The sequence below is a fragment of the Aliiroseovarius conchicola genome, assembly GCF_041403445.1.
In the GTDB taxonomy this organism is placed as follows: domain Bacteria; phylum Pseudomonadota; class Alphaproteobacteria; order Rhodobacterales; family Rhodobacteraceae; genus Aliiroseovarius; species Aliiroseovarius conchicola.
In genome coordinates, this window is record NZ_JBGEHL010000003.1 from 22,013 (window position 1) to 43,031 (window position 21,019).

The 21,019-nt window shown below is 56.8% G+C and carries 21 protein-coding genes; 13 read left to right on the plus strand and 8 right to left on the minus strand.

Going from position 1 to position 21,019, the window contains the following annotated elements; translation table 11 throughout:
* Positions 1-30: 30 nt before the first annotated feature.
* Together V6N04_RS05825 and V6N04_RS05830 are read right to left on the minus strand one after the other, a co-directional pair.
* Positions 31-1,425: an aspartate aminotransferase family protein gene (locus tag V6N04_RS05825; RefSeq protein ID WP_371169197.1), complete on the minus strand. Its 1,395-nt coding sequence runs from the start codon at positions 1,423-1,425 to the stop codon at positions 31-33.
* 134 nt (positions 1,426-1,559) lie between these two features.
* The gene (locus tag V6N04_RS05830; RefSeq protein WP_371169198.1) at positions 1,560-2,213 is read right to left on the minus strand and encodes a GntR family transcriptional regulator; all 654 of its coding nucleotides are present in this window, start codon (positions 2,211-2,213) and stop codon (positions 1,560-1,562) included.
* Positions 2,214-2,376: 163 nt separating this feature from the next.
* Between V6N04_RS05830 and V6N04_RS05835 the strand changes: the two genes are divergently transcribed.
* The 6 genes from V6N04_RS05835 to V6N04_RS05860 all read left to right on the plus strand — a co-directional run bounded on the left by V6N04_RS05835 (position 2,377) and on the right by V6N04_RS05860 (position 9,044).
* Positions 2,377-3,462 carry a polyamine ABC transporter substrate-binding protein gene (locus tag V6N04_RS05835; RefSeq protein WP_371169199.1) on the plus strand — a complete coding sequence of 362 codons (1,086 nt, stop codon included), beginning with the start codon at positions 2,377-2,379 and terminating at the stop codon, positions 3,460-3,462.
* A gap of 72 nt (positions 3,463-3,534) precedes the next feature.
* Positions 3,535-4,680, plus strand: a complete 1,146-nt coding sequence (locus V6N04_RS05840) for an ABC transporter ATP-binding protein (protein WP_371169200.1) — start codon at positions 3,535-3,537, stop codon at positions 4,678-4,680.
* On the plus strand, positions 4,677-5,567 hold the full coding sequence (locus V6N04_RS05845; RefSeq protein ID WP_371169201.1) for an ABC transporter permease subunit: 891 nt from the start codon (positions 4,677-4,679) through the stop codon (positions 5,565-5,567). Before V6N04_RS05840 ends, V6N04_RS05845 begins: the two co-directional genes overlap by 4 nt.
* Positions 5,564-6,373, plus strand: a complete 810-nt coding sequence (locus tag V6N04_RS05850; protein ID WP_371169202.1) for an ABC transporter permease — start codon at positions 5,564-5,566, stop codon at positions 6,371-6,373. The genes V6N04_RS05845 and V6N04_RS05850 overlap by 4 nt, the downstream gene beginning before the upstream one ends.
* Positions 6,373-7,719: a glutamine synthetase family protein gene (locus V6N04_RS05855; protein WP_371169203.1), complete on the plus strand. Its 1,347-nt coding sequence runs from the start codon at positions 6,373-6,375 to the stop codon at positions 7,717-7,719. The genes V6N04_RS05850 and V6N04_RS05855 overlap by 1 nt, the downstream gene beginning before the upstream one ends.
* Positions 7,719-9,044 carry an NAD(P)/FAD-dependent oxidoreductase gene (locus V6N04_RS05860; protein WP_371169204.1) on the plus strand — a complete coding sequence of 442 codons (1,326 nt, stop codon included), beginning with the start codon at positions 7,719-7,721 and terminating at the stop codon, positions 9,042-9,044. The genes V6N04_RS05855 and V6N04_RS05860 overlap by 1 nt, the downstream gene beginning before the upstream one ends.
* Before the next feature lie 10 nt (positions 9,045-9,054).
* Here V6N04_RS05860 and V6N04_RS05865 read toward each other — a convergent pair whose 3' ends face one another.
* The gene (locus tag V6N04_RS05865) at positions 9,055-10,581 is read right to left on the minus strand and encodes a malonate--CoA ligase (RefSeq protein WP_371169205.1); all 1,527 of its coding nucleotides are present in this window, start codon (positions 10,579-10,581) and stop codon (positions 9,055-9,057) included.
* A gap of 28 nt (positions 10,582-10,609) precedes the next feature.
* Positions 10,610-12,058: an amidase gene (locus tag V6N04_RS05870; RefSeq protein WP_371169206.1), complete on the minus strand. Its 1,449-nt coding sequence runs from the start codon at positions 12,056-12,058 to the stop codon at positions 10,610-10,612.
* Positions 12,059-12,167: 109 nt separating this feature from the next.
* Between V6N04_RS05870 and V6N04_RS05875 the strand changes: the two genes are divergently transcribed.
* Positions 12,168-12,722, plus strand: coding sequence for a flavodoxin family protein (locus V6N04_RS05875; RefSeq protein ID WP_371169207.1), 555 nt, complete (start codon positions 12,168-12,170; stop codon positions 12,720-12,722).
* 148 nt (positions 12,723-12,870) lie between these two features.
* Here V6N04_RS05875 and V6N04_RS05880 read toward each other — a convergent pair whose 3' ends face one another.
* Positions 12,871-14,448, minus strand: coding sequence for a bifunctional metallophosphatase/5'-nucleotidase (locus V6N04_RS05880; protein WP_371169208.1), 1,578 nt, complete (start codon positions 14,446-14,448; stop codon positions 12,871-12,873).
* 173 nt (positions 14,449-14,621) lie between these two features.
* Here V6N04_RS05880 and V6N04_RS05885 point away from each other — a divergent pair, with 173 nt between their 5' ends.
* From V6N04_RS05885 to arsC, 3 genes are read left to right on the plus strand one after another with little or no spacing between them, the layout of a single operon-like run.
* Positions 14,622-14,960: a DUF952 domain-containing protein gene (locus V6N04_RS05885; protein WP_371169209.1), complete on the plus strand. Its 339-nt coding sequence runs from the start codon at positions 14,622-14,624 to the stop codon at positions 14,958-14,960.
* Positions 14,957-16,021 carry a quinone-dependent dihydroorotate dehydrogenase gene (locus V6N04_RS05890; RefSeq protein WP_371169210.1) on the plus strand — a complete coding sequence of 355 codons (1,065 nt, stop codon included), beginning with the start codon at positions 14,957-14,959 and terminating at the stop codon, positions 16,019-16,021. The genes V6N04_RS05885 and V6N04_RS05890 overlap by 4 nt, the downstream gene beginning before the upstream one ends.
* Positions 16,018-16,359 carry an arsenate reductase (glutaredoxin) gene (gene arsC / locus V6N04_RS05895; protein WP_371169211.1) on the plus strand — a complete coding sequence of 114 codons (342 nt, stop codon included), beginning with the start codon at positions 16,018-16,020 and terminating at the stop codon, positions 16,357-16,359. Before V6N04_RS05890 ends, arsC begins: the two co-directional genes overlap by 4 nt.
* On the opposite strand, the gene V6N04_RS05900 is transcribed toward arsC, so the two are convergent.
* The 3 genes from V6N04_RS05900 to V6N04_RS05910 are packed head-to-tail and all read right to left on the minus strand — an operon-like array spanning position 16,356 to position 18,672.
* Complete coding sequence (locus V6N04_RS05900) at positions 16,356-17,672, minus strand: MATE family efflux transporter (RefSeq protein WP_371169212.1); 1,317 nt, start codon at positions 17,670-17,672, stop codon at positions 16,356-16,358. The two genes, arsC and V6N04_RS05900, sit on opposite strands and share 4 nt — an antisense overlap.
* Positions 17,669-18,184, minus strand: coding sequence for a PaaI family thioesterase (locus V6N04_RS05905; RefSeq protein ID WP_371169213.1), 516 nt, complete (start codon positions 18,182-18,184; stop codon positions 17,669-17,671). Before V6N04_RS05905 ends, V6N04_RS05900 begins: the two co-directional genes overlap by 4 nt.
* Positions 18,181-18,672 (minus strand): PaaI family thioesterase, encoded by a 492-nt coding sequence (locus V6N04_RS05910; protein ID WP_371169214.1) that lies wholly within the window; start codon positions 18,670-18,672, stop codon positions 18,181-18,183. Before V6N04_RS05910 ends, V6N04_RS05905 begins: the two co-directional genes overlap by 4 nt.
* Before the next feature lie 105 nt (positions 18,673-18,777).
* On the opposite strand from V6N04_RS05910, the gene V6N04_RS05915 reads away from it, so the two are divergent.
* The 3 genes from V6N04_RS05915 (at position 18,778) to V6N04_RS05925 (ending at position 21,005) form a co-directional block, all read left to right on the plus strand.
* Complete coding sequence (locus V6N04_RS05915) at positions 18,778-19,902, plus strand: putative manganese transporter (RefSeq protein ID WP_371169215.1); 1,125 nt, start codon at positions 18,778-18,780, stop codon at positions 19,900-19,902.
* A 94-nt stretch (positions 19,903-19,996) separates the two neighbouring features.
* Positions 19,997-20,365, plus strand: coding sequence for a MerR family transcriptional regulator (locus tag V6N04_RS05920; RefSeq protein WP_371169216.1), 369 nt, complete (start codon positions 19,997-19,999; stop codon positions 20,363-20,365).
* 250 nt (positions 20,366-20,615) lie between these two features.
* Positions 20,616-21,005 (plus strand): MerR family transcriptional regulator, encoded by a 390-nt coding sequence (locus V6N04_RS05925; RefSeq protein ID WP_371169217.1) that lies wholly within the window; start codon positions 20,616-20,618, stop codon positions 21,003-21,005.
* The last annotated feature ends 14 nt before the right edge of the window (positions 21,006-21,019 follow it).

Below are 21,019 nucleotides of genomic sequence, written 5' to 3' on the forward strand. Positions count from 1 at the left end.
AAGGCCAGAGTACCCCCGGCCTATGCCTGATCAGCCAGCCACCAGAAGGCCCTTTTCCTTCACGACCTCGTAAGCCTCATCCAACGACTTACGCGCCCTTTCGATCAGCGTGTCGATCTCGCCCTTGGTGATCACCAGCGGCGGTGAGATGATCATCCGATCCCCCACATGGCGCATGATCAGATTGTTACCGAAGCAGCATTCGCGGGTGATGAAGCCAACGGTGCCGGTGTCCGCCGCAAACGGCGCGCGCGCGCCCTTGTCAGGTGTCAGTGCTAGGGACGCCATCATACCAACGATCTTGGTTTCACCTACGAAGGGGTGATCGGCCAGCGCATGCCACTTCTCGGCCAGATAGGGCGCCGTGTCCGACCCCACCTGATCCACAATGCCCTCTTCTTCAAGAATGCGTAGGTTTTCCAGCGCAACCGCGCAGGCCACGGGATGGCCCGAGTAGGTGTAGCCGTGGTTGAATTCGGTCCCCGCCAGAACGTCCGCCACTTTGTCAGACACGATCGAAGCACCAATGGGGGCATAGCCCGAGCTTAGCCCCTTGGCGACGGTCATAATGTCCGGAGTGAGGTCAAAGGTTTGGCTTCCAAACCAGTTGCCAGTGCGGCCAAACCCGGTAATCACCTCATCCACAATCAATAAGATATCGTATTTCTTACAGATCCGCTGAATTTCAGGCCAGTAGCTGGCCGGCGGAACGATCACACCACCCGCGCCCTGAACAGGTTCGCCAATGAAGGCGGCAACACGGTCTGGGCCGACCTCTTTGATCTTGGCTTCCAGTTGGCGTGCGCGCTCCAGCCCGAACTCTTCTGGGTCCGTATCACCACCTTCGGCGTACCAATTGGGCTGGTCGATGAACTCGATCCCCGGAATGGGTAGACTGCCTTGTCCATGCATACCCTTCATGCCACCCAGCGAAGTTCCACCGATTGTGGAGCCGTGATAGGCATTCCAGCGCGAGATAATGACATCGCGGTCGGGCTGGCCCTTTTCAGCCCAATAGGTGCGCACCATACGAATGTTTGTGTCATTCGCGTCAGAGCCGCCATTGGCATAGAAGACGTGATTCAGATCACCGGGGGCAAGCTGCGCCAGCTTCTGGGCCAGCGCGATCGCGGGGACATGGGTGGTTTGGAAGAACGTGTTGTAATACGGCAGTTCGCGCATTTGGCGGGCGGCAACTTCCGCCAACTCATCGCGACCATAGCCGATATTCACACACCAAAGGCCAGCCATTGCGTCCAGCACTGTTTCGCCGTCGCTGTCTTTCAGCCAGACACCGTCAGCCGACGTCATTACGCGCGCGCCTTTTTTCTTAAGCTCCCCATCCGCTGTGAACGGGTGCATGTGGTGGGCTGCATCAATGGCTTGCAATTCGGCAGTGGGCAGGTGGTTGGTGATCTTGTTCATATCGCGAACTCCTAGAAACGGTCAGGATCGGGGCACGCCGGATGGAATCAGCCTTTACTGGGCCCCTGAATAGTCGCGCCCAGAATATGATCAAAAAACACACTGTCAACGGCAAGTCGACAATCTGATCAAATTCACTCTGCTAAAAGAGTCTCGCGCACCTGGGCGATTCCCTGATCAATGTCACCACGAATTGCCGCAGCGACCGCATCAGCATCGCCGGCCTTCATGGCTTCCATCGCCTCAGCATGCTTGTCGGGCAGGTTTGCCGTACCATAGCGACCAAGCACCACACGCAGTGACGGACCAGCACGCAACCAAAGCATGTTGGCGATGGATGACAACACCTCGGTATTGGCCAAATCGTAGAGATAGGCGTGGAAGCGATAATTGTTCTCGAGGTATCCGCGGACATCGCCGCGATCGATCGAGCTGTTCAGCCGGTCGTCATAATCGGTCAGTCGCGCAAGCTCATCTTCGCCAATGTTTTCAGTGGCCATACGCGCCAGCTCTGGCTCAACGCAAAGGCGTGCAAAGGCAATTTCATTCCACTGCGCCATATCCGGTTGAGGCACAGAAACACGGCGGTTTCCCTTGAAGATCAATGCCCCTTCTGACGTCAGTCTGCGAATGGCTTCGCGAACTGGGGTCATACCAACATCCAAAGTTCCAACCAAACCTTGGATCGTCACAGGCTGACCGGGTGCCAGTTCGCCGAATAGAATCATCTCGCGAAGTTGACGGTAAACACGCTGGTGGTCGGGCAATTTCGCTGCTTTTTCGGACACACATGCCCCCTTCGTTACAATTGTTTTGCCAAATCCGGCCCCAAAGATAATCTTTGAAAGCAATCTACTATGCCATCCGTAATTTTACCATATTGCGTGAAAGGCATTTTTTTGATCAAATGTCGCGGACGGGGAACCACCCGCAATCAGGGAGAAACGACAAATGAATAAAACTTGGGTCACGTTAAGTGTTGCCCTCGCGTTGGGGGCGAGTGCCGCCACCGCCGAGGAAGTACGCGTCTATAACTGGTCAGACTACATTGACGAAGAGCTGCTGGCGAAATTTGAAGAAGAGACCGGGATTGATCTGGTTTATGACGTCTTCGACTCAAACGAAGTTCTGGAAACCAAGATGCTGGCCGGTGGTTCGGGTTACGATGTGGTCGTACCCTCGGGAACGTTCCTGCAGCGTCAGATTACTGCGGGCGCATTCCAACCCCTGGACACAGCGCAGTTGTCCAATGCAGGCAACCTTTGGGACGTCATCCAAAATCGAACTGCCCAGTATGACCCAGACAACGCTTACTCCATCAACTACATGTGGGGAACCACTGGTTTGGGTGTGAATGTCGGCAAGGTAACCGAGATCCTTGGCGAAGATGCGCCAATCGGATCGTTGGATTTGATCTTCGACCCGGCGAATGCCGAGAAACTATCAGCGTGTGGGATTCACGTTCTGGACGCCCCTGCCGAAATCATTCCTGCTGCGTTGGCCTATTTGGGTGAGGATCCAGACAGCCACGATCCGGACGTGATTGCAAAGGCGGAAGAAGTGCTTGCACCCGTTCGCCCGTACATTCAGAAATTCCATAGCTCGGAATACATCAACGCCTTGGCAAACGGCGACATTTGCGTGGCATTCGGCTGGTCCGGTGACATTCTGCAAGCCCGCGACCGCGCGGACGAGGCCGAAAACGGGGTTGAGATTGCTTATAATGCACCCTCCGAGGGCGCATTGATGTGGTTTGACCAAATGGCAATTCCAGCAGACGCTCCAAACCCCGAAGCGGCCCACAAATTCCTGAACTTCATTCTGGATGCAAACAACATGGCTGCGGCGTCTAACTATGTTTACTACGCCAACGGCAACAAAGCGTCTCAAGAGTTTCTGGTGGAAGATGTGATCGGTGATCCGGCCATCTATCCGGACGAAGAAACGCTGAAAAACCTTTACACCACAACGCCCTACGCGCCCAAAGTTCAGCGCGTCGTCACCCGTCTGTGGACCAAAATCAAGTCGGGCACCTAAGCCTGATTTCCTTGTCCCTCCGCATGTACTCCATATGCGGAGGGAAGCGCTTTTTTCATTCCCGAGGTTCCAATGTCTGACACCGCAACTGCACCGGTCTCTGTTTTCGCACCCTGGGAAGATGCCCAGGCCAAACCCTTAATCCAGTTCAAAAACGTGACGAAACGGTGGGGTGGTTTCACTGCGATCGACAATCTGACAATCGACATCTACGAACAGGAGTTCTTTGCGCTTCTTGGGCCATCCGGTTGTGGCAAGACGACGATGATGCGGATGCTCGGGGGGTTCGAAACACCGACCGAAGGCACGATTTTCATTGATGGGCAGGACGTAGCCCCGATCCCGCCCAACAAGCGCGCTGTAAACATGATGTTCCAAAGCTATGCGCTGTTTCCGCATCTTTCGGTGTCTGAAAACATCGCGTTTGGCTTGAAGCGGGACAAGTTGCCCAAGGATCAGGTCGAAGCCCGCGTCGAAGAGATGCTGACGCTTGTGCAGTTGAACAAATTCGCCAACCGGAAACCGCATCAGATTTCAGGCGGGCAACGTCAGCGGGTCGCGTTGGCGCGGTCTTTGGCTAAGGCCCCCAAATTGCTGTTGCTCGACGAACCTCTGGGCGCGCTGGACAAAAAACTGCGTCAGGACACGCAGTTCGAACTGATGGACATTCAAGAAAAGACCGGCACAACCTTCGTGATTGTGACCCACGATCAGGAAGAGGCGATGACTGTCGCCAGCCGCATAGCCGTAATGGATCACGGCAAGATCATCCAAGTCGACACGCCCGCCAAAATTTATGAAGAGCCAAGCTCGGTCTATGTCGCGGACTTCATTGGGGATGTGAACCTGATCAAAGGAAACATCACGAAGACAGGCGACGGGCACGCCTCTATCAGTTGGGCTGAGGGGCAGCAGGATTTAACCGGCATTGCGCATGAAGAATTCACGGTAGGAACCGAGGCATCATTGGCCGTCCGCCCCGAGAAGGTCACCATTTCCACCGAACGCCCCGCCGACGCCACCAATGTTTTGCAAGGCAAAGTGCTCGATATCGCGTATCTCGGCAATATGTCGACTTACGTCGTTGAAATGGCCAATGGTGTTCACATCAAAGCGCAGGCAGCCAACACGCGCCGCATTCGACGCAGACAGATCACATGGGAAGACGAGGTCTGGCTTAGCTTCACCGACACCGCTGGCGTGGTGTTGGACAAATGAAGCGTTTTGCCCTGATCTCGATCCCATACTTGTGGCTACTGGCCCTGTTTCTGGTGCCGTTCCTGATCGTCTTGAAGATCAGCCTGTCAGACACCGCATTGGCGATCCCGCCCTACACACCAACGCTTGATTTGTCAGAAGGCTGGGCCGGTATTTCCGCGTGGTGGGCCGGTCTTGATATGGAGAATTTCTGGTGGCTGACATCGGATGACCTTTATTGGAAGGCCTACTTATCGAGCCTGAAGATCGCACTGATCTCGACCATTCTGACCCTGATCGTCGGCTTTCCCATCGCCTATGGCATGAGCCGCGCGCCGGATGAGTGGCGCCCCACTCTGATGATGCTGGTGATCCTGCCGTTTTGGACCAGCTTCCTGATCCGCGTTTATTCATGGAAAGCAATCTTGTCGAACGAGGGGCTTCTGAACCAATTGCTGATGTATATCGGGATTATCCAAGAACCACTGGTGATCTTGAACACCAACCTCGCCGTCTATATCGGCATCGTTTATACGTATCTGCCGTTCATGGTGCTGCCGATTTACTCGGCGCTGGAACGCCTAGACGAAAGCCTATTGGAAGCTGCCGAGGACTTGGGCTGCTCTCGCTTCTCAGCCTTCTGGCTCGTGACATTCCCGTTGTCGAAACAAGGGATCATCGCAGGCTCGTTCCTCGTGTTCATCCCTGCGATGGGCGAGTTCGTGATCCCTGCCCTATTGGGCGGATCGAAAACACTGATGATCGGCAAAGTGCTGTGGGAAGAATTCTTCTCGAACCGCGACTGGCCGGTTGCGTCGGCTGTGGCGATCATCCTGCTGCTTCTCCTGATCATTCCGATTGTGCTGTTCCAGCGTAACGAGGAAAAACAAAGGGAGGCTGAGCAATGAGACGTCTCACTTGGTTTAACGCCGTATCGCTAACGCTTGGTTTTGCGTTCCTTTACATCCCGATGATCATCCTGATCACCTACTCGTTCAACGCGGGCAAGCTGGTGACGGTTTGGTCGGGTTTCTCGACCAAATGGTATGGCGAGCTTTTTAGAAACGAGGCATTTTTGGACGCAGCATGGGTCACTTTGCGCGTCGCTGTCTTCTCATCCACCATCGCCACCGTACTGGGCACGATGGCCGCGTATGTCATGGTTCGTGCTGGGCGCTTCCCGGGACGCACCATCTTCTCAGGCATGATCTATGCACCGCTCGTCATGCCGGAAGTGATCACTGGCCTTTCACTGCTTTTGCTGTTCATCTCAATCGGATTTGACCGCGGGATCACGACCATCGTTCTGGCGCACACGACGTTCTCGATGTGCTTCGTTTCGGTTGTTGTGTCGTCGCGATTGGTGACGTTTGACCGATCCCTGGAAGAGGCCGCCCTTGATCTTGGCTGCACGGGATTTGAAGCGTTTCGCCTTGTGACCCTACCGATTATCGCGCCGGCTGTGATCTCGGGTTGGCTTTTGGCCTTCACACTATCGCTAGACGATCTGGTGATCGCCTCATTTACCTCTGGCCCTAGCTCTACGACCCTACCGATCAAGATTTTCTCGGCTGTCCGTCTTGGCGTCAGTCCGGAAATCAACGCGCTATCGACCATCATGATTGCACTTGTAACGATCGGCGTAATCGGTGCATCCCTCACCTCGAAACGTGCGATTGCCAAACGTCAGAAAGACGAACAGGAAGCCATTTGATGAGCGATTTCCTTGAAGAATACGCCGAGTACTGCAAGGCCCACGGCCGCCCTGACCGGGTTGAACTGATGCTTTGTGATGCCAATGCCGTCTTACGCGGCAAGTGGTTGCCGGGTGATGATGAAAAGAAACTGGCTGATGGGGCGGTGCGGCTGCCCCTGTCGACCTATGCGCCAAACATTCTTGGGGCCGAGGTTGAGGAAACCGGCTTGGGGATCAGTGTCGGCGACCCGGATGGCCGCATCGTCCCAATTCCCGGCACGTTGAAGCCTGTGCCATGGGCAAAGGCACACGTGGCACAGGTACAGGTCGAGATGATTGACCCAGACACGGGCGAGATCAGCGATCTGTCCTCGCGCCAGCAACTCGCCCGTATGGTGGGTAAGCTTCATGCAAAGGGGTTGCACCCGGTGCTGGCGACTGAACTTGAGTTCTATCTGTTCAAGCCGCGCGGTTCCGAAGACGACGCCCCGACGCCACCGGACCGCAGCCCCGATGCGCAGAACTATGACCTCGAAGTGCTGGAGCGTACGCAGGATATCCTCGATGACATCCTTAAGGCATCAGAAGCACAGGGGCTGGCCACCGATACGCTGATCGCCGAATACGGCCCCGGCCAGTTCGAGATCAACTTCCACCACACCGATGATGTGATGTGGGCCGCGGATACGGCGCTCTTGTTCAAACGCCTCGTACGTGGCGTGGCGCGGTCACATGGGATGGAAGCCACGTTCATGGCCAAACCCTATGCCGATTTTCCCGGTAACGGGATGCATGTGCACGCATCGGTCGTGGACAAGGACGGAAAGAACGTCTTTGACGACGGCACAGACGGGCCGTCTGACGCTTTGAAACACGCGGTGGGTGGCGTATTGGACACCATGCGCGACCTGCAAGCGATCTTTGCGCCGCATATGAATTCCTACCGTCGCTTCAAACCGATGAGCTTCGCACCCTCGGCCCCCGACTGGGGATTTGACAACCGCGCCGCCGGTATCCGTTTGCCGGAAACCAAAGGCCCCGGCGCGCGGTTGGAACACCGGATCGCGGGTGCTGACGTAAACCCCTATCTGGCCGTGGCCGCAATATTGGGCGGCATGCTGCACGGGTTAGAGGCTAAACCGGCCCTGCCTCTTCCATTGGATGATGCCGACGCCACGCCTGCCCAACCGCTAAGCGCTGATTGGGCACAGACCGTCGACCGGTTTGCGAACGCCCAGATTGCCACGGACATCTTTGGCGCGCGCTATCAGGACATCTATGCAACCATCCGCCGCGATGAAATCCAACAGCTGACCCACGAGATCAGCCAGATCGAGTATCGCACCTATCTTGGCAGGCTCTGATGCCGCGACGCATCTATGAAGACTATGCCTATGAAGATGCGGCGCGGGCAGAATGTATCTGGCCACGACCCGACGGCGATTGGCCAGCGCCCGAAGGTGATCACCAAGTTGAAATAGCGGTGATCGGTGGTGGATTTACTGGGTTATCAGCTGCACTTCACCTTGCCGAGGCAGGGGCAGAGGTGATGGTATTGGACGCCCAGGCCCCTGGATGGGGCGCGTCCGGACGCAATGGTGGCTTTTGTACCATCGGTGGCGATAAACTTGGGCTAGGAGCAATAAGAAAACGCTTCGGAGAAGACGCCACCCGTGCCTATTTCGCGGCCCAGCGCGGCGCAGTTGAACTGGTCGCAAACTTATTGGACCGACACGGAATAGACGCCGAAACCCATTCCGATGGTGAGCTTCTATTGGCGCACTCGCCTCGCGCTGTGACCGGTTTGCGAGCCGAGCAAGCAGAGTGGGCCAAGCTGGGCCACCCCGCTGAACTGATCCCGAAAAGCGATCTGACGTCACGCGGAATGAATGGGGCGTTTCACGGCGGGCTGGTCCTGCCGCTGGGTTTTGCCCTTAATCCGGGGCGCTATGTCAGCGGGCTTGCCAGTGCCGCCAGCGCCGCCGGGGCAACGCTCTGCGCCAATAGCCCAGTGACCCAGATCACTGAGGCCGAAGGCAAGCACATCCTGACGACCCCCCGTGGCCAAATCACGGCTAAGAAACTTATCATCGCCACCAATGGTTATTCCACCGATGGCTTGCCGGATTGGCTTTCCGGGCGCTACCTGCCAGTGCAATCCAACATCCTTGTGACCCGCGAACTGACCGCGGACGAGATCGCCGCGCAGGGTTGGAGCACGGACCTTATGGCCTATGACAGCCGCAATCTTTTGCACTATTTTCGATTGCTGCCCGACGGACGTTTCCTTTTCGGTGCACGCGGCAATATCGCCGCCACTGCCGAGGGTCAGAACGCCATGCGGGAGCAGCTAAGACAGCACCTCGCTGCCATGTTCCCCGCATGGCGCAACGTCGAGACCCCGTATTTCTGGTCCGGTCTCATTAGTCTTTCGCGTGACTTGTTGCCCTATGCCGGCCCCATCGGAAACAGCGCCACGGCTTGGGCCGGTCTGAACTATCACGGTAATGGTGTCGCCATGGGCACATGGGTGGGTGCGCGTCTGGCCGATATGGCGCTTGGACGCATTGCGGCCCTGCCCGTTCATACGCGGGCGCTTCCCCGCTTCCAATTCCCCGCAATCAGGCGCAGCTATCTTTATCCTGCGTTCCTGGGCTACCGCCTAAAAGACGGCCCACTACCGAAATAGGCTTTCTGCCCTAGTCTTTCAGTAGATCGGCGTAGCTGTCGCGCATCACGTTTTTCTGCACCTTACCCATTGTGTTTCGTGGCAATTCATCCACGACAACGACGCGCTTTGGTTGCTTGAACCGCGCCAACTGATCCGCCGAACCCATCAACACTTGTGCTTCATCGATCGACCGGTCTGGATGCGCGACCACCACGGCCACCACAGCCTCGCCAAAATCCTCGTGCGGCACGCCAATGACGGCGCTTTCCAGCACGTCGGGCAATGCGTCGATCACGGTTTCCACCTCTTTCGGATATACGTTGAACCCACCCGAGATGATCAGGTCCTTGCCGCGCCCCACAATCCTCACGTAGCCATCGCCGTCAATCATCGCCAGATCACCCGTGATAAACCACCCGTCATCGCGTAATTCTTCGGCCGTCTTTTCGGGCATCTGCCAGTAGCCAGCAAAGACATTGTCGCCCCGCACTTCAAGGACCCCGATTTCGCCAATCGGTACCTCGTTGCCGCTTTCTTGGTCGCAAACCTTCACCTCGACGCCGGGCAAAGGAAACCCAACCGTCCCCGCGCGGCGCTCTCCGTCATAGGGGTTGGACGTGTTCATGTTTGTTTCGGTCATTCCGTAGCGTTCAAGAATGCCGTGCCCCGTCACCTCGCGCCATTGGGTGTGTGTCTCAGCCAACAAGGGCGCAGAACCCGACACAAACAGCCGCATATCGCGCGACGCGGCGGACAAGCGGTCGTCTTTCAAAAGCCGCGTATAGAATGTTGGCACCCCCATTAGCGCGGTCGCGCGCGGCATCGCGTCAATGATCGCCTCTGCATCAAATCCCGCCATAAAGATGGCAGACGCCCCCGCCATCAAGGTCACATTTGTCGCCACGAACAGACCATGCGTGTGATAGATTGGTAAAGCGTGGATCAAGACATCCTGATCCGTGAACCTCCAGTACTCCCGCAATGTGGCGCTGTTCGAGGCCAACGCCCGGTGGGTCAGCATCGCCCCTTTTGACCGCCCCGTGGTGCCGGAAGTATAAAGGATCGCCGCCAGGTCCAGCGGCCCGCGCGCCACGGCCTTAAAACCGGCGGACTGCGCGTCACGCGCCGTTGCAAGCGAACCAGCCCCACTCGCCCCCAGCGTCAAAACATGCGCAATGTCCGCCCGAGAAATCACGCCCGCCAGAGCATCACGCCGATCAGGATCGCACACAAAAACATGAGGAGACGCATCGTCCAGAAAATACGATATCTCAGAAGGCGTATAGGCGGTGTTCAGCGGTAAAAACACGCCACCTGCGAGCACCGTCCCCACATATAGCTCCAGCATCGCGGGCTCTTTGGGGGCCTGAACTGCCACCCGATCCCCAGGCTTCAAACCCAACCTGACCAGCGCGGCTGCCATCCGCTCAGCATTCGCCCAGAACGTGCCATAAGAGGTCGGATGACCGGTTTGCCCGTCGATCAGGAACGTCGCATCATGGCGCCCATCTGACGCCTGTGAAATCGCCTGAGCAAGGTGGTTGTATTCGTACATGCCCCGTCCCCCTTGTGACCCGGTTCAGTTAGCTTGTGGCCTTCGACCCGTCAATCGGGTCAATCGGTCCCAATGGTCCGCCCATCGCAAGCTCGACCATGCGCGCCGCGGCCAAAAGCTTGGCTTCACCACGTGGCGGGCCGATCAATTGCAAACCGACCGGCAGGCCGCGCTTAGTACGACCAACCGGCACCGAGATCGCGGGCAGGCCAGCGACGGTTGCCAGGAACGCAAACTTAAGCCAATCCATATACCCATCCAGTGTCTGCCCGCCGACCTCGCGCACCCATTCCTCGGTCTGCGGATGCGGCATGTTGCCGACCACGGGGCACGCCAGCACGTCAAAACACCCCAGAAACTGGCGCATATTGTCATAGATCAGAGATCGCGAAAGCTGAGCCTTTGCGTGGTCCTCGGCGGTCAGTGAAAGCCCGAAGGATATGTTCTGAGCCAGTGTAGGTTTGAAATGCCGGGTTAGTTCTTCGGGTGCGGTCGCAAAACTCGCCGCCCACATTCCACCTCTCAATACATGGTACGTGCGCTCAATATCTGGCAGAGCTGGGCAGGCTTCCTCAACGTCCGCGCCCGCCCGCTCTATCGTTCCCATCGCCCAAGCCAGATGGTCCGACATCTCTTTGTCAACAGGAGCAAAACCCGCCAAATCCGGAGCAAACCCGATCCGCAATCCCATTTCGGCGTTCATGACAGCGGTCTGATAAGGCTGATCCGGTGCAGGAAATGACAATGGCGAACAAGGGTCAAATCCCGCCATAGCATCCAAGAACAAAGCGCAATCTGTGACCGAGCGCGCCATCGGCCCCTGAACACCTTCGCCAATGAAACCTGTGCCTGACAGTGAGGCACACAGGCCAGGACTTGGGCGCAACCCAACGATCCCGCAATAGGCCGCTGGGGTTCGCAGACTGCCACCATGATCCGATCCGTGGCTCAACCAAACTGATCCTGTCGCCAGCCTGACCGCAGCACCGCCAGATGATCCTCCGGCATTCAACCTTGTATCCCATGGGTTCAGTGTCGCGCCGAAAACATCGTTGAACGTGTTTCCGCCTGCACCAAATTCGGGCGTGTTGGTTTTGCCCACGACCAAACCGCCGCGCACCTCTAGTCTTTCAACCAACGGATCGCTTTCTAGCGGGACATTGTCAGCCAGCGCCTTGGTGCCCGAGGTCGACCGAACCCCTGCCACGGGTGTCAGATCCTTGATCGCGATCGGTAACCCGTCCAGCCATCCCGGCGCGCTACTTGAACCTGCCTGTCTGTTGTCCAACGCGTCGGACAAACGTCGCGCCCTGTCAAAACAAGTGGTGGGGATCGCATTGACCAGAGGATCAACCTGCGAAATGCGCGCCTCAGATGCCCCTAACAACTCGGCGGGTGAAACCTCTTTCTTGCGCAACAGCGTAACAACCTCGTGCGCCTCAAATGAACAAAGTTCTGGTCCTGAATACGCGGTCATTTGATCGTCCTCCGGTCTCGCCCCGGTCACCATAAACGCCCATTTTGACGAAACGAAACCTTTTCCCGTATCACTTTGACTTTCCCCAGGTTCTCGTCATGTTATGCGTATGACTGACCTTGTAATCTGCTTGCCGTATTTCTCTGGTTTTGGCCACACACACCGCATCGCACAGGCGATTGCCGAAGGCATCGGCAACCCGGCCCACCTGATCGACGTGGAGCACATCACCGACAAAGACTGGGCTGATCTCGACGCTGCACACACCATCGTATTTGGTGCGCCCACCTATATGGGATCGGCGGCAGCCCGCTTTAGCTTGTTCTTAGAGGCTGTCGATACCCGATGGGAACACGGCCAATGGGTCGACAAACTGGCGGCAGGTTTCACCACAGCGATCCACCCGTCGGGCGACAAGCTCGCCACCCTGCAACGCCTGTCTACATTTGCCGCCCAAATGGGCATGATCTGGGTCGGCCAAAGCGCTATTGGCACGCCTGTCAATCCCGACCAACCCGGATTGAACCGGGACGGAAGCTGGCTGGGCCTCATGGTGACCGAGCAACTGGGCGCAACAAATGACATCCCGCCCGAAGACATCAGCACAGCCCGCATGTTCGGCACACGCATCCTTAACGCGACAAAACGCTGGAACAGCACCTGAAATCGCTTTTTTTTCTTGTCGGAAGTATCCCGGGGTAGGGATGGTTCGAAGAACCAGCCCGTAGGGGCAGCGCCCCTTCCCCTGACCGGCTACAAAAAACCCCCGCCGATCAAACCGACGGAGGTCAAACAGCACTCAGATCGTGCCGTTACTTCTTGGTGATACGTCCATCAAGGTACGGTTTCACCGGACCCCCGTTCGCCATGTAATCAACCAAAACTTCGGCAAGATCTGGTCCGAAGTCATAAGCGTTCTCGGCATCGCGGAACATCTTGTACCCGTCACCACCGTTACGCACGTAGTTGTTGGTAACGACACCGTAAGTTGCCGCCGGATCCAACTCGACCCAATCATCACCAACCATCACCATGACGTCCGAGATCCGCTCTCCGGTCGCCGCAGAGGCATCAATTGTGTATTTCAGACCAGCAACCTGAGGGAAACGACCGTCCTTCGTTTCGTCGTCAAATTGCGCCATCCCATTCTCTAACGCATCCTTGATCATGCTCCCGCTCGCTTGAAAGGTCGCTAGGGTGTTTTGGAATGGCAGCACAGTATAGATTTCGCCCATGGTCACATCACCGGCGTCTATCGAGGCACGAAGCCCGCCGCCGTTCTGTATCGCGATGTCGATGCCTTGATCTTTCACGCGGTCGAGCATCGCATCCGCTACAAGTGTCCCCATTTGGCATTCCTTGTGCCGGCAATTGGCGCGATCTCCGTCGATTGCTTCGGCGGCATTCGCAACCACGCGGTTGCGAATCTCATCCAGAGGCTTTGCAGCCTCGGCAATCCGTGCCTTCGTTGCGTCATGCTCATGCACTTCACCGTCCATAATCAACGGCTCGCCCTTGGCCTCTACGATCTTGCCTTCATCATCAAAGGTCACGTTCAGCTCGCCAAGGAACTTGCCATAGGCATAGGCAGATACAATCGCTGTATCACCAACCATGGTCGGATAAGGACCTTCTGCGCGCTCGTTCGTATTGGACAAAAGCGTGTTCGAGTGGCCACCGACAATCACGTCAACGCCGGTTGTTTCAGCGGCAACTTTCTTGTCGACGCTATAACCTGAGTGCGACAAGACGATGATCTTGTTCACACCCATCTCTGTCAGCTTGTCGACCTCGCCCTGCACGGCCTGCACTGGATCGGTGAAGGTGATGTTGTCACCGGGGCTCGCAAGTTCGTGGGTGTCATGAGGGGTCAGACCGATCAGGCCAAGCTTTTCGCCGCCACGCTCAATCACTGTGGATTTCAGGATTTTGCCTGACAGCAGCTCTTCACGCGAGACATCAGCGTTTGACATCAGGATCGGGAAATCAACGGCATCAACGAAACCGCGCAGAACTTCCGGGCCGTCGTCGAACTCGTGGTTGCCCACGGTCATCGCGTCATAGCCCATCTGATTCATCATCTCGGCCGCAAGCTTACCTTTATAGTATGTATAAAACAGCGTGCCCTGGAACTGGTCACCGCCATCCACAAGGATCGAGTTGTTGGTACGTGTCCGGGCGTCGTCAATTGCGGTCTGCAAACGGGCAGAACCGCCAAAGCACTTGCCTTCGGCATTATCTTCGGCCGAACAGCCGCTGTCATATTTGCTGATCGGTTCAAAGCGGGCGTGGAAGTCATTGGTGTGAAGCACGGTCAGCGTATAGTCCGCTGTCGCCGCCCCTGCTGTCACGGCAAGTGCCGCCACTGTGGTCATGAAACGCGTAATCATTGGGAACCCCCTGGTTTTGATATTTTGCCGACAAGGTTGCGCGAGTCGGGTGGGCTTGTCAAAGACCTCGGGCTTGCGAGTTGATTGACGTAGCGGGAAGATGCCTGATCAGGGCCTTACCTGCGACACAGCGCACGGCTTGACGAACGCGGCTCTGGGCGTCACATGAAGGCATGCAGATTTACAAAATTCTTCGAGCCGCTGAATGGCAGGCGTTTCAAGACGCGGGCAAGACTTTGGGTGCACCCATCGACCTTTCCGATGGATACATCCACTTTTCAACCGCTGAACAGGCACAGGAAACCGCATCAAAGCACTTTGCAGGTGAAGTTGGATTGATGCTTGTTGCGTTTGACGCAAAAGCGATGGGCGACGCGCTTAAGTGGGAACCCTCGCGTGGTGGTGCCTTATTCCCGCACCTCTATCGCGAACTTGTCCTATCCGAGGCTCTTTGGCATCGCGCCCTTCCCCTTGGTCCGGCCGGACATATTTTTCCCGAGACCCTCGCATGAACCTGATCGAGAAGATCGCGCTGAAAGCGCTTCATAAAATTGATCCTGAACGGTCGCATTCGCTGGCTCTGATGGCGATGAAAGCCGGCGTTGTCCCGCTGCCGGGCCTTGTCACCACCGACCGGATCAAAACCAGTTTCTGCGGCATGGATATGTTGAACCCTATCGGCTTGGCGGCGGGTTATGACAAGAACGCCACGGTTGTGGACGCGCTAACGCAAGCCGGTTTCGGTTTTGTCGAGGTCGGCGCCGTTACCCCTCGCCCGCAACCCGGCAACCCCAAACCACGCCTGTTTCGTCTGAGCGAAGATCAGGCCGTCATCAATCGGTTTGGGTTCAACAACGAAGGGATGGAAGCGGCGGCAGCCCGCCTGACACGCCGCTCGCGCACCCGTCCTGTGCCTGTTGGGCTGAACCTTGGTGCGAATAAAGACAGCAATGACCGTGCTGCAGACTACGTAAATGTGTTCAACTGCTGCGGGCCGTTCGTGGATTTCGTAACGGTCAATGTCAGCTCACCCAACACTGAAAAGCTGCGCGACCTGCAGGGCGCCGACGCCCTACGCGGCCTTCTGTCGGGCGTGTTGGACGCGCGAATGGCGCACGACAAATACACACCTGTTTTCCTGAAAATCGCCCCTGATTTGACGGACCATGAACTGGCCGAAGTCGCGGCAGTCGCATTGGAGGTTGATGTCGACGCGGTCATCGCGACCAACACAACGCTATCGCGCGAAGGCCTGAAAAGTCCTTATAAAAGAGAGGCTGGCGGCCTTTCCGGACCGCCCTTGTTCGAAAAGTCCACGCGCGTACTTGCGCGTTTGTCAAAGTTAACGGACGGAGCGATGCCTCTTGTGGGTGTAGGTGGTATCGCCACGGCCGAAGACGCGTATCAAAAGATACGTGCGGGTGCTTCCATTGTGCAGCTTTACTCCTCGCTTGCTTATAAAGGCCTCAGCCTGGTGGAGGACATCGCGTTGGGCCTTGATAGGCTATTGGAACGTGATGGGTTCGACCATGTGGCAGACGCTGTTGGCACTGGCCGGGATGATTGGCTATGACCGAGATTTGGCACAACCCGCGCTGTTCGAAATCACGTGCGACACTCGCGATCCTTGAGGAGCGGGGCGAAGATGTAGCGGTGCGCCGCTATCTTGACGATCCGCCAAGCGAACACGAATTGCGCGTAGCGCTCGCTGCTTTAGACGTCTCTCCATCCAAAATCATCCGCAAGGGCGAGAAACTGTTCAAAGAGTTGGGCCTAACGCTTGATATGGCAGATGATCAGTTGATCGCGGCGATGGTCGCGCACCCAATCCTGATTGAACGGCCCATCGTCCAGAAAAACGGGAAGGCGCGCATGGGGCGCCCACCCGAAGGCGTGATTGAAATCCTCTAGACCGCCGCGCGTTCCAACGCCGGATAGCGTAATCCAAGCGTGATACCGCGCGCGATGAACGAAATGAGCAGCGCCAACCACAAGCCGTGGTTGCCAATAAGCGGCATAAGCGACAGTACAGCGATCAGATAAACAACCGCTGACACCACCATCATGTTGCGCATATCCGCGGTGCGAGTGGCACCGATAAATATCCCGTCCAGCATCCATGATGGCCAGCCGACCAGCGGCGCAAAGACCATATAGATCAGGAATGCGCGCGCCGCCGTCCGCACGTCCTCGGCGGTGGTCATCAGATCAATTGCCAGACCGCCAAACAACAAAAACGCAAGCGCCATCGCGCAGCTGATCCCAGCGCCCCATTGGCTCGACATGATCGAAGCCCGCCGGAGGTCTTGCCGATTACGTGCCCCCATGGCTTGCCCAACGAATGCCTCGGCCCCGAAGGCAAACCCGTCCATCGCATAAGCCGCCACGTTCAGAAATTGCAGCAGCACCTGATTGGCGGCCAGTTCAGCGTCCGAGAACCGCGCGCCAAAGAACATGAAGCTGGTGAAGATTGCGGTCAGCAGCAAGGACCGGATCAGAATGTCCGAATTGACAATCGCCATGCGTTTCAACGTTGCGCCATCCATGATCCGGGTTCGATCCCGCCATGCGGGGTTGCTAAACACGTCTCGACACAACCAGAGGCCCAGCGCGACGCCTGTGAACTCCGCAATCAGGGTGGCGATTGCGACGCCCTCGATCCCCCAGCCAAGGCCAAGGACGAACCACAGATCCAAGGCAATGTTCACGCCATTCATTGCAACTTGCAGGACCAGCACCGATTTTGCGCGTTCCAACGCGATCAGCCAACCTGTCAGCGCATAGATCGAAATCGCGAAGGGCGCTCCCCAGATGCGAATATCAAGATAGTCGCGGGCCATGCCCTCGACCTCGGCCGAGGCGGGCGCCAGTTGAAACGCCGCCCAAAACAGCGGGAGTTGCAGTATTATAAGCGCCAGGCCCGCCGCGCCGCCGATCATCAGCGAGCGCATCAGCATGGCCGAGACCTCACCCGACCGCCCTGCCCCGTGCGCTTGCGCGGTCAGGCCCGTCGTCCCCATCCGCAGAAACCCGAAGAGCCAATAGAAGGTCGAAACGACCACAGCGCCAATCCCAACCGCGCCAATTGGCGCTGCCTCACCCAGTTGGCCGATAACGCCAGTGTCCACGACGCCCAGGATCGGCACTGTCACGTTGGACAAGACTATGGGTCCGGCCACCGCCAGAATGCGACGGTGGGTGATCTGGGTGGGCTGCGTGCTCATTTCGTTGGCATCAGAAAATGGCCTGTCGCCTGCGCGTAAAGCTTGGTGCGGTTGTCCTGCCACGCCTCGACATGAACCGATGCATAGCGACGGCCCTGACGCACAATCCGGGCACGCGCATAGGCGTCACGCGGCAGACCGGAGCGGAGATAATCGATGGAAAAGTCGATGGTTTTGGGAAAGTCAGGCAGGTTGTCCGGTCCTAAAGTGTCTGGATCAAGCTTGCCGCTTTCCATATCCGCCCAAAGTGATACCCACGTCAGTTCAAACACCGCTGCACTTTCCAAAAAAGCCGCCGTGACACCCCCATGAATCGCAGGCAGCAACGGGTTGCCTATAAGCTTGTCCGCGAAAGGCAATACTGTGGTCAGCTCGTCCCCATGACGCTCGACCCGAATGCCCAGGAATTTGATATAGGGTACGCTGTCGACCAATGCGGCAAGTGTGGTGTCCCGACGCAGTTTGACGACTTCGACCGGTTCAGGGCGTGAGCGTTTGCCGTTGCTGCTCATGGCATTTCTCCACCGGTGATCTCGGCAGAAATCTCGGTCGATCGCCGCTTTGGGTCGCCATCTGCGGTGAAAGCTCCTGTCGCCGTTGCCACAGGCCGCCCTTCGTCTTCATCCAAGGCGACGGCCCGGACGAACGCGACGGAGCGGGTCACATGATAACAGGTTGCGCGCGCGGTAATGCGATGGCCCGGTGTCGCCGGGCGCATATAGTCAATACGCAGGTCGATTGTCGCAGTGGTTGCGGGCGCCTTCGGGTGGCTCATCACCGCCGATCCGCAGCACGTATCCAAAAGCGCCGACACAGCGCCGCCATGAATGACGCCGGTTCGTGGATCCCCAACCAAACGCTCATCATACGGCATCGACATTGTGGCTTCGCCGTCGCCCAGATCATCCAACGACATGCCTAGCGCGCCGCAATGCGGGATCGCTTCGGTGAATTTCCGAGCGATTTCAGCCTTTTTCTCGGGCGTCAGGCCGTCGACCATCTTGCTGGCTCCTTGTTCTTGCATGGGCCTTTATTGGCCCTTGCATTCTTACCGTCCAGCCCTTACTTTCGCAATTAAGAATTATTCTCAATTGCAAGAGCGATCATGACCGAAGCCACTGCTATCACCGCCCCGTTGGGGAATTTACGTCCTAAACGCCTGCTTGTTCTGGCGATTATGGCGGCGCTTGCGCTTGCCCCCGGACATTTAGGCGAGCTTACGCGTGGATTGATGACAGATGCGTATGTGCAGGTGTCGGTTTTTGTGGCCGCTACGCTTTTAGTCTTCTACGGCGCAGAACGCCTGTTTAATTTCGACATCGGCGAAAGCCTGTCAAAAGCGCGTGGTGCACAAGTTCCCTTGGCCGCCCTGCTTGGTGCCACCCCCGGCTGCGGTGGCGCAGTGGTGGTGGTTGCTGCCTATAGTTCGGGCCATGTCGGGTTCGGCGCCGTGGTTGCAACTCTGACAGCAACCATGGGCGATGCGGCGTTCCTGCTGATCGCGACCCGCCCTGATGCGGCACTGGTGGTTTTGCCGCTTTCTTTGGTTGTTGGCGTCCTGTCCGGGTGGATCGTGGATCGGTTCCATAAGGTAGAGTATCGAGCGTCCAGCCTTGCCAGCTGTGAACTTGCCCCACGCATTGGACGCACCCGCCCTCAAGACATTGCTTATCTGCTTTTGGCGGCTCCCGGTCTATATGTTGGCGTCGCCCAGCTTGCCCAAATCCAGATCGATATGATTTTTGGCCTGCCTGTACTGTGGCTTGCGATGGTCGGTACGTTTTTGGGCCTGGCGATCTGGGCGACATCAAAGCTTAGCGCAATGACCAATGCGACCGACAGCCCCGTCACTCGCATGGCCGAGGAAACCAGCTTTATCTCGGTCTGGGTTATCGGAGCTTATCTGGCTTACGACTATGTCGCCGAATATGGCGGTTTGGACATTGAACTTATGTTCCAGTCCATCGCACCGCTATTGCCGCTTATGGCCGTCCTAGTTGGCCTGATCCCCGGCTGTGGTCCTCAGGTTCTGGTCGCGACCCTGTTTCTGAACGGGGTGATCCCTTTCTCCGCCCTGATGGGCAACGCGATCTCGAACGACGGTGACGCGCTGTTCCCGGCAATTGCGTTGAACCCCAAAGCCGCTGTGATGGCCACGCTTTATTCAACGATACCTGCGCTGATTGTGGCCTACGCGTTCTATTTCCTCGCACCCGGCTTCATGAACTAGGCACCACGGGCAAGCAAACATATCGCCTATACAATTGCACCCTCCGCGCCGGTCTATTACGCTGTCAGGTAATAAGGCCGACAAAGGGACGATCATGACGGAAGAACGCCTGACCTTTAAGGAAATGTGCGCGAAGTTCGACGTGACGCCACGGACGCTCAGATATTATGAATATATCGAGCTTCTGAGCCCTGAAAAGGAAGGCCGTGCCCGGTTTTACACGCCAAGAGAAATCGCGCGCATGACACTGATTCTACGTGGCCGGCGGTTTGGCTTCTCGCTTGAAGAACTGCGCCAGTGGCTTCTGATCTACGACGAAAAAGGCACCGAGGCACAAAATCAGGCTTGGGTAGAATTGGCTGATCGGCAATTGATCGATCTTCGCGCGCAACTTGAACAGCTTGAAGACAGCATTGCCGATCTTCAAAAACTGCGCGACGATGTGGCCGGAGCAAAGGGCTAAAACGGCCTGATTCCCCTTATTTATCGTCGCTTCACGACCTGTTCGCTTTAAGTTCACGATTTTCCGCTGCCGCTACGGAACTCTATTTTTCGTTGTAAAACATACCGTTGCGACAAAGTTGAAAATTTCGACGTTACGTAACGACAACAAAACCTCTGACGCCACGTTACATTTACGTCAACGTAAACTTATATTGTATAACGTGCTGGTCAGATCACGCGACCGGCGTCGGGTAATGATTGGAGATAGTATGACCGACGAACTTTTGACGATTAGGCAAATGTGCGACGCCTTTGACGTCACAGCGCGGACGCTTCGTTTTTACGAAGCGAAAGAGCTTATTGCCCCAATTCGCGAAGGCCAGAAACGCCTGTTCACAAAACGCGACCGGGCGCGTCTGAAACTGATCCTTCGCGGTAAACGCTTTGGATTTTCGCTGGAAGAAATTCGCCAGCTTTTGGACCTTTATGACCGTGGCGATCAGCAGAAAACCCAACTCAAGCGCACCTACGACGTGGCATTGGGCCATCTCGACGGGCTCAAACGCCAACGTGCAGAGCTGGATGACGCGATCGACGATCTGACCGAACAGTTGAAATGGGTGGACGAGAAGATCGCCACGCTCGACGACGATAATTAAGATCAGAAATAAGG

Excerpts from the sequence above, each read along its gene's own strand:
- V6N04_RS05825 (WP_371169197.1), bottom strand. The coding sequence starts at position 1,425 with ATGAACAAGATCACCAACCACCTGCCCACTGCCGAATTGCAAGCCATT.
- V6N04_RS05835 (WP_371169199.1), top strand. The coding sequence starts at position 2,377 with ATGAATAAAACTTGGGTCACGTTAAGTGTTGCCCTCGCGTTGGGGGCG.
- V6N04_RS05840 (WP_371169200.1), top strand. The coding sequence starts at position 3,535 with ATGTCTGACACCGCAACTGCACCGGTCTCTGTTTTCGCACCCTGGGAA.
- V6N04_RS05845 (WP_371169201.1), top strand. The coding sequence starts at position 4,677 with ATGAAGCGTTTTGCCCTGATCTCGATCCCATACTTGTGGCTACTGGCC.
- V6N04_RS05850 (WP_371169202.1), top strand. The coding sequence starts at position 5,564 with ATGAGACGTCTCACTTGGTTTAACGCCGTATCGCTAACGCTTGGTTTT.
- V6N04_RS05855 (WP_371169203.1), top strand. The coding sequence starts at position 6,373 with ATGAGCGATTTCCTTGAAGAATACGCCGAGTACTGCAAGGCCCACGGC.
- V6N04_RS05860 (WP_371169204.1), top strand. The coding sequence starts at position 7,719 with ATGCCGCGACGCATCTATGAAGACTATGCCTATGAAGATGCGGCGCGG.
- V6N04_RS05865 (WP_371169205.1), bottom strand. The coding sequence starts at position 10,581 with ATGTACGAATACAACCACCTTGCTCAGGCGATTTCACAGGCGTCAGAT.
- V6N04_RS05870 (WP_371169206.1), bottom strand. The coding sequence starts at position 12,058 with ATGACCGCGTATTCAGGACCAGAACTTTGTTCATTTGAGGCGCACGAG.
- V6N04_RS05875 (WP_371169207.1), top strand. The coding sequence starts at position 12,168 with ATGACTGACCTTGTAATCTGCTTGCCGTATTTCTCTGGTTTTGGCCAC.
- V6N04_RS05880 (WP_371169208.1), bottom strand. The coding sequence starts at position 14,448 with ATGATTACGCGTTTCATGACCACAGTGGCGGCACTTGCCGTGACAGCA.
- V6N04_RS05885 (WP_371169209.1), top strand. The coding sequence starts at position 14,622 with ATGCAGATTTACAAAATTCTTCGAGCCGCTGAATGGCAGGCGTTTCAA.
- V6N04_RS05890 (WP_371169210.1), top strand. The coding sequence starts at position 14,957 with ATGAACCTGATCGAGAAGATCGCGCTGAAAGCGCTTCATAAAATTGAT.
- arsC (WP_371169211.1), top strand. The coding sequence starts at position 16,018 with ATGACCGAGATTTGGCACAACCCGCGCTGTTCGAAATCACGTGCGACA.
- V6N04_RS05900 (WP_371169212.1), bottom strand. The coding sequence starts at position 17,672 with ATGAGCACGCAGCCCACCCAGATCACCCACCGTCGCATTCTGGCGGTG.
- V6N04_RS05905 (WP_371169213.1), bottom strand. The coding sequence starts at position 18,184 with ATGAGCAGCAACGGCAAACGCTCACGCCCTGAACCGGTCGAAGTCGTC.
- V6N04_RS05910 (WP_371169214.1), bottom strand. The coding sequence starts at position 18,672 with ATGGTCGACGGCCTGACGCCCGAGAAAAAGGCTGAAATCGCTCGGAAA.
- V6N04_RS05915 (WP_371169215.1), top strand. The coding sequence starts at position 18,778 with ATGACCGAAGCCACTGCTATCACCGCCCCGTTGGGGAATTTACGTCCT.
- V6N04_RS05920 (WP_371169216.1), top strand. The coding sequence starts at position 19,997 with ATGACGGAAGAACGCCTGACCTTTAAGGAAATGTGCGCGAAGTTCGAC.
- V6N04_RS05925 (WP_371169217.1), top strand. The coding sequence starts at position 20,616 with ATGACCGACGAACTTTTGACGATTAGGCAAATGTGCGACGCCTTTGAC.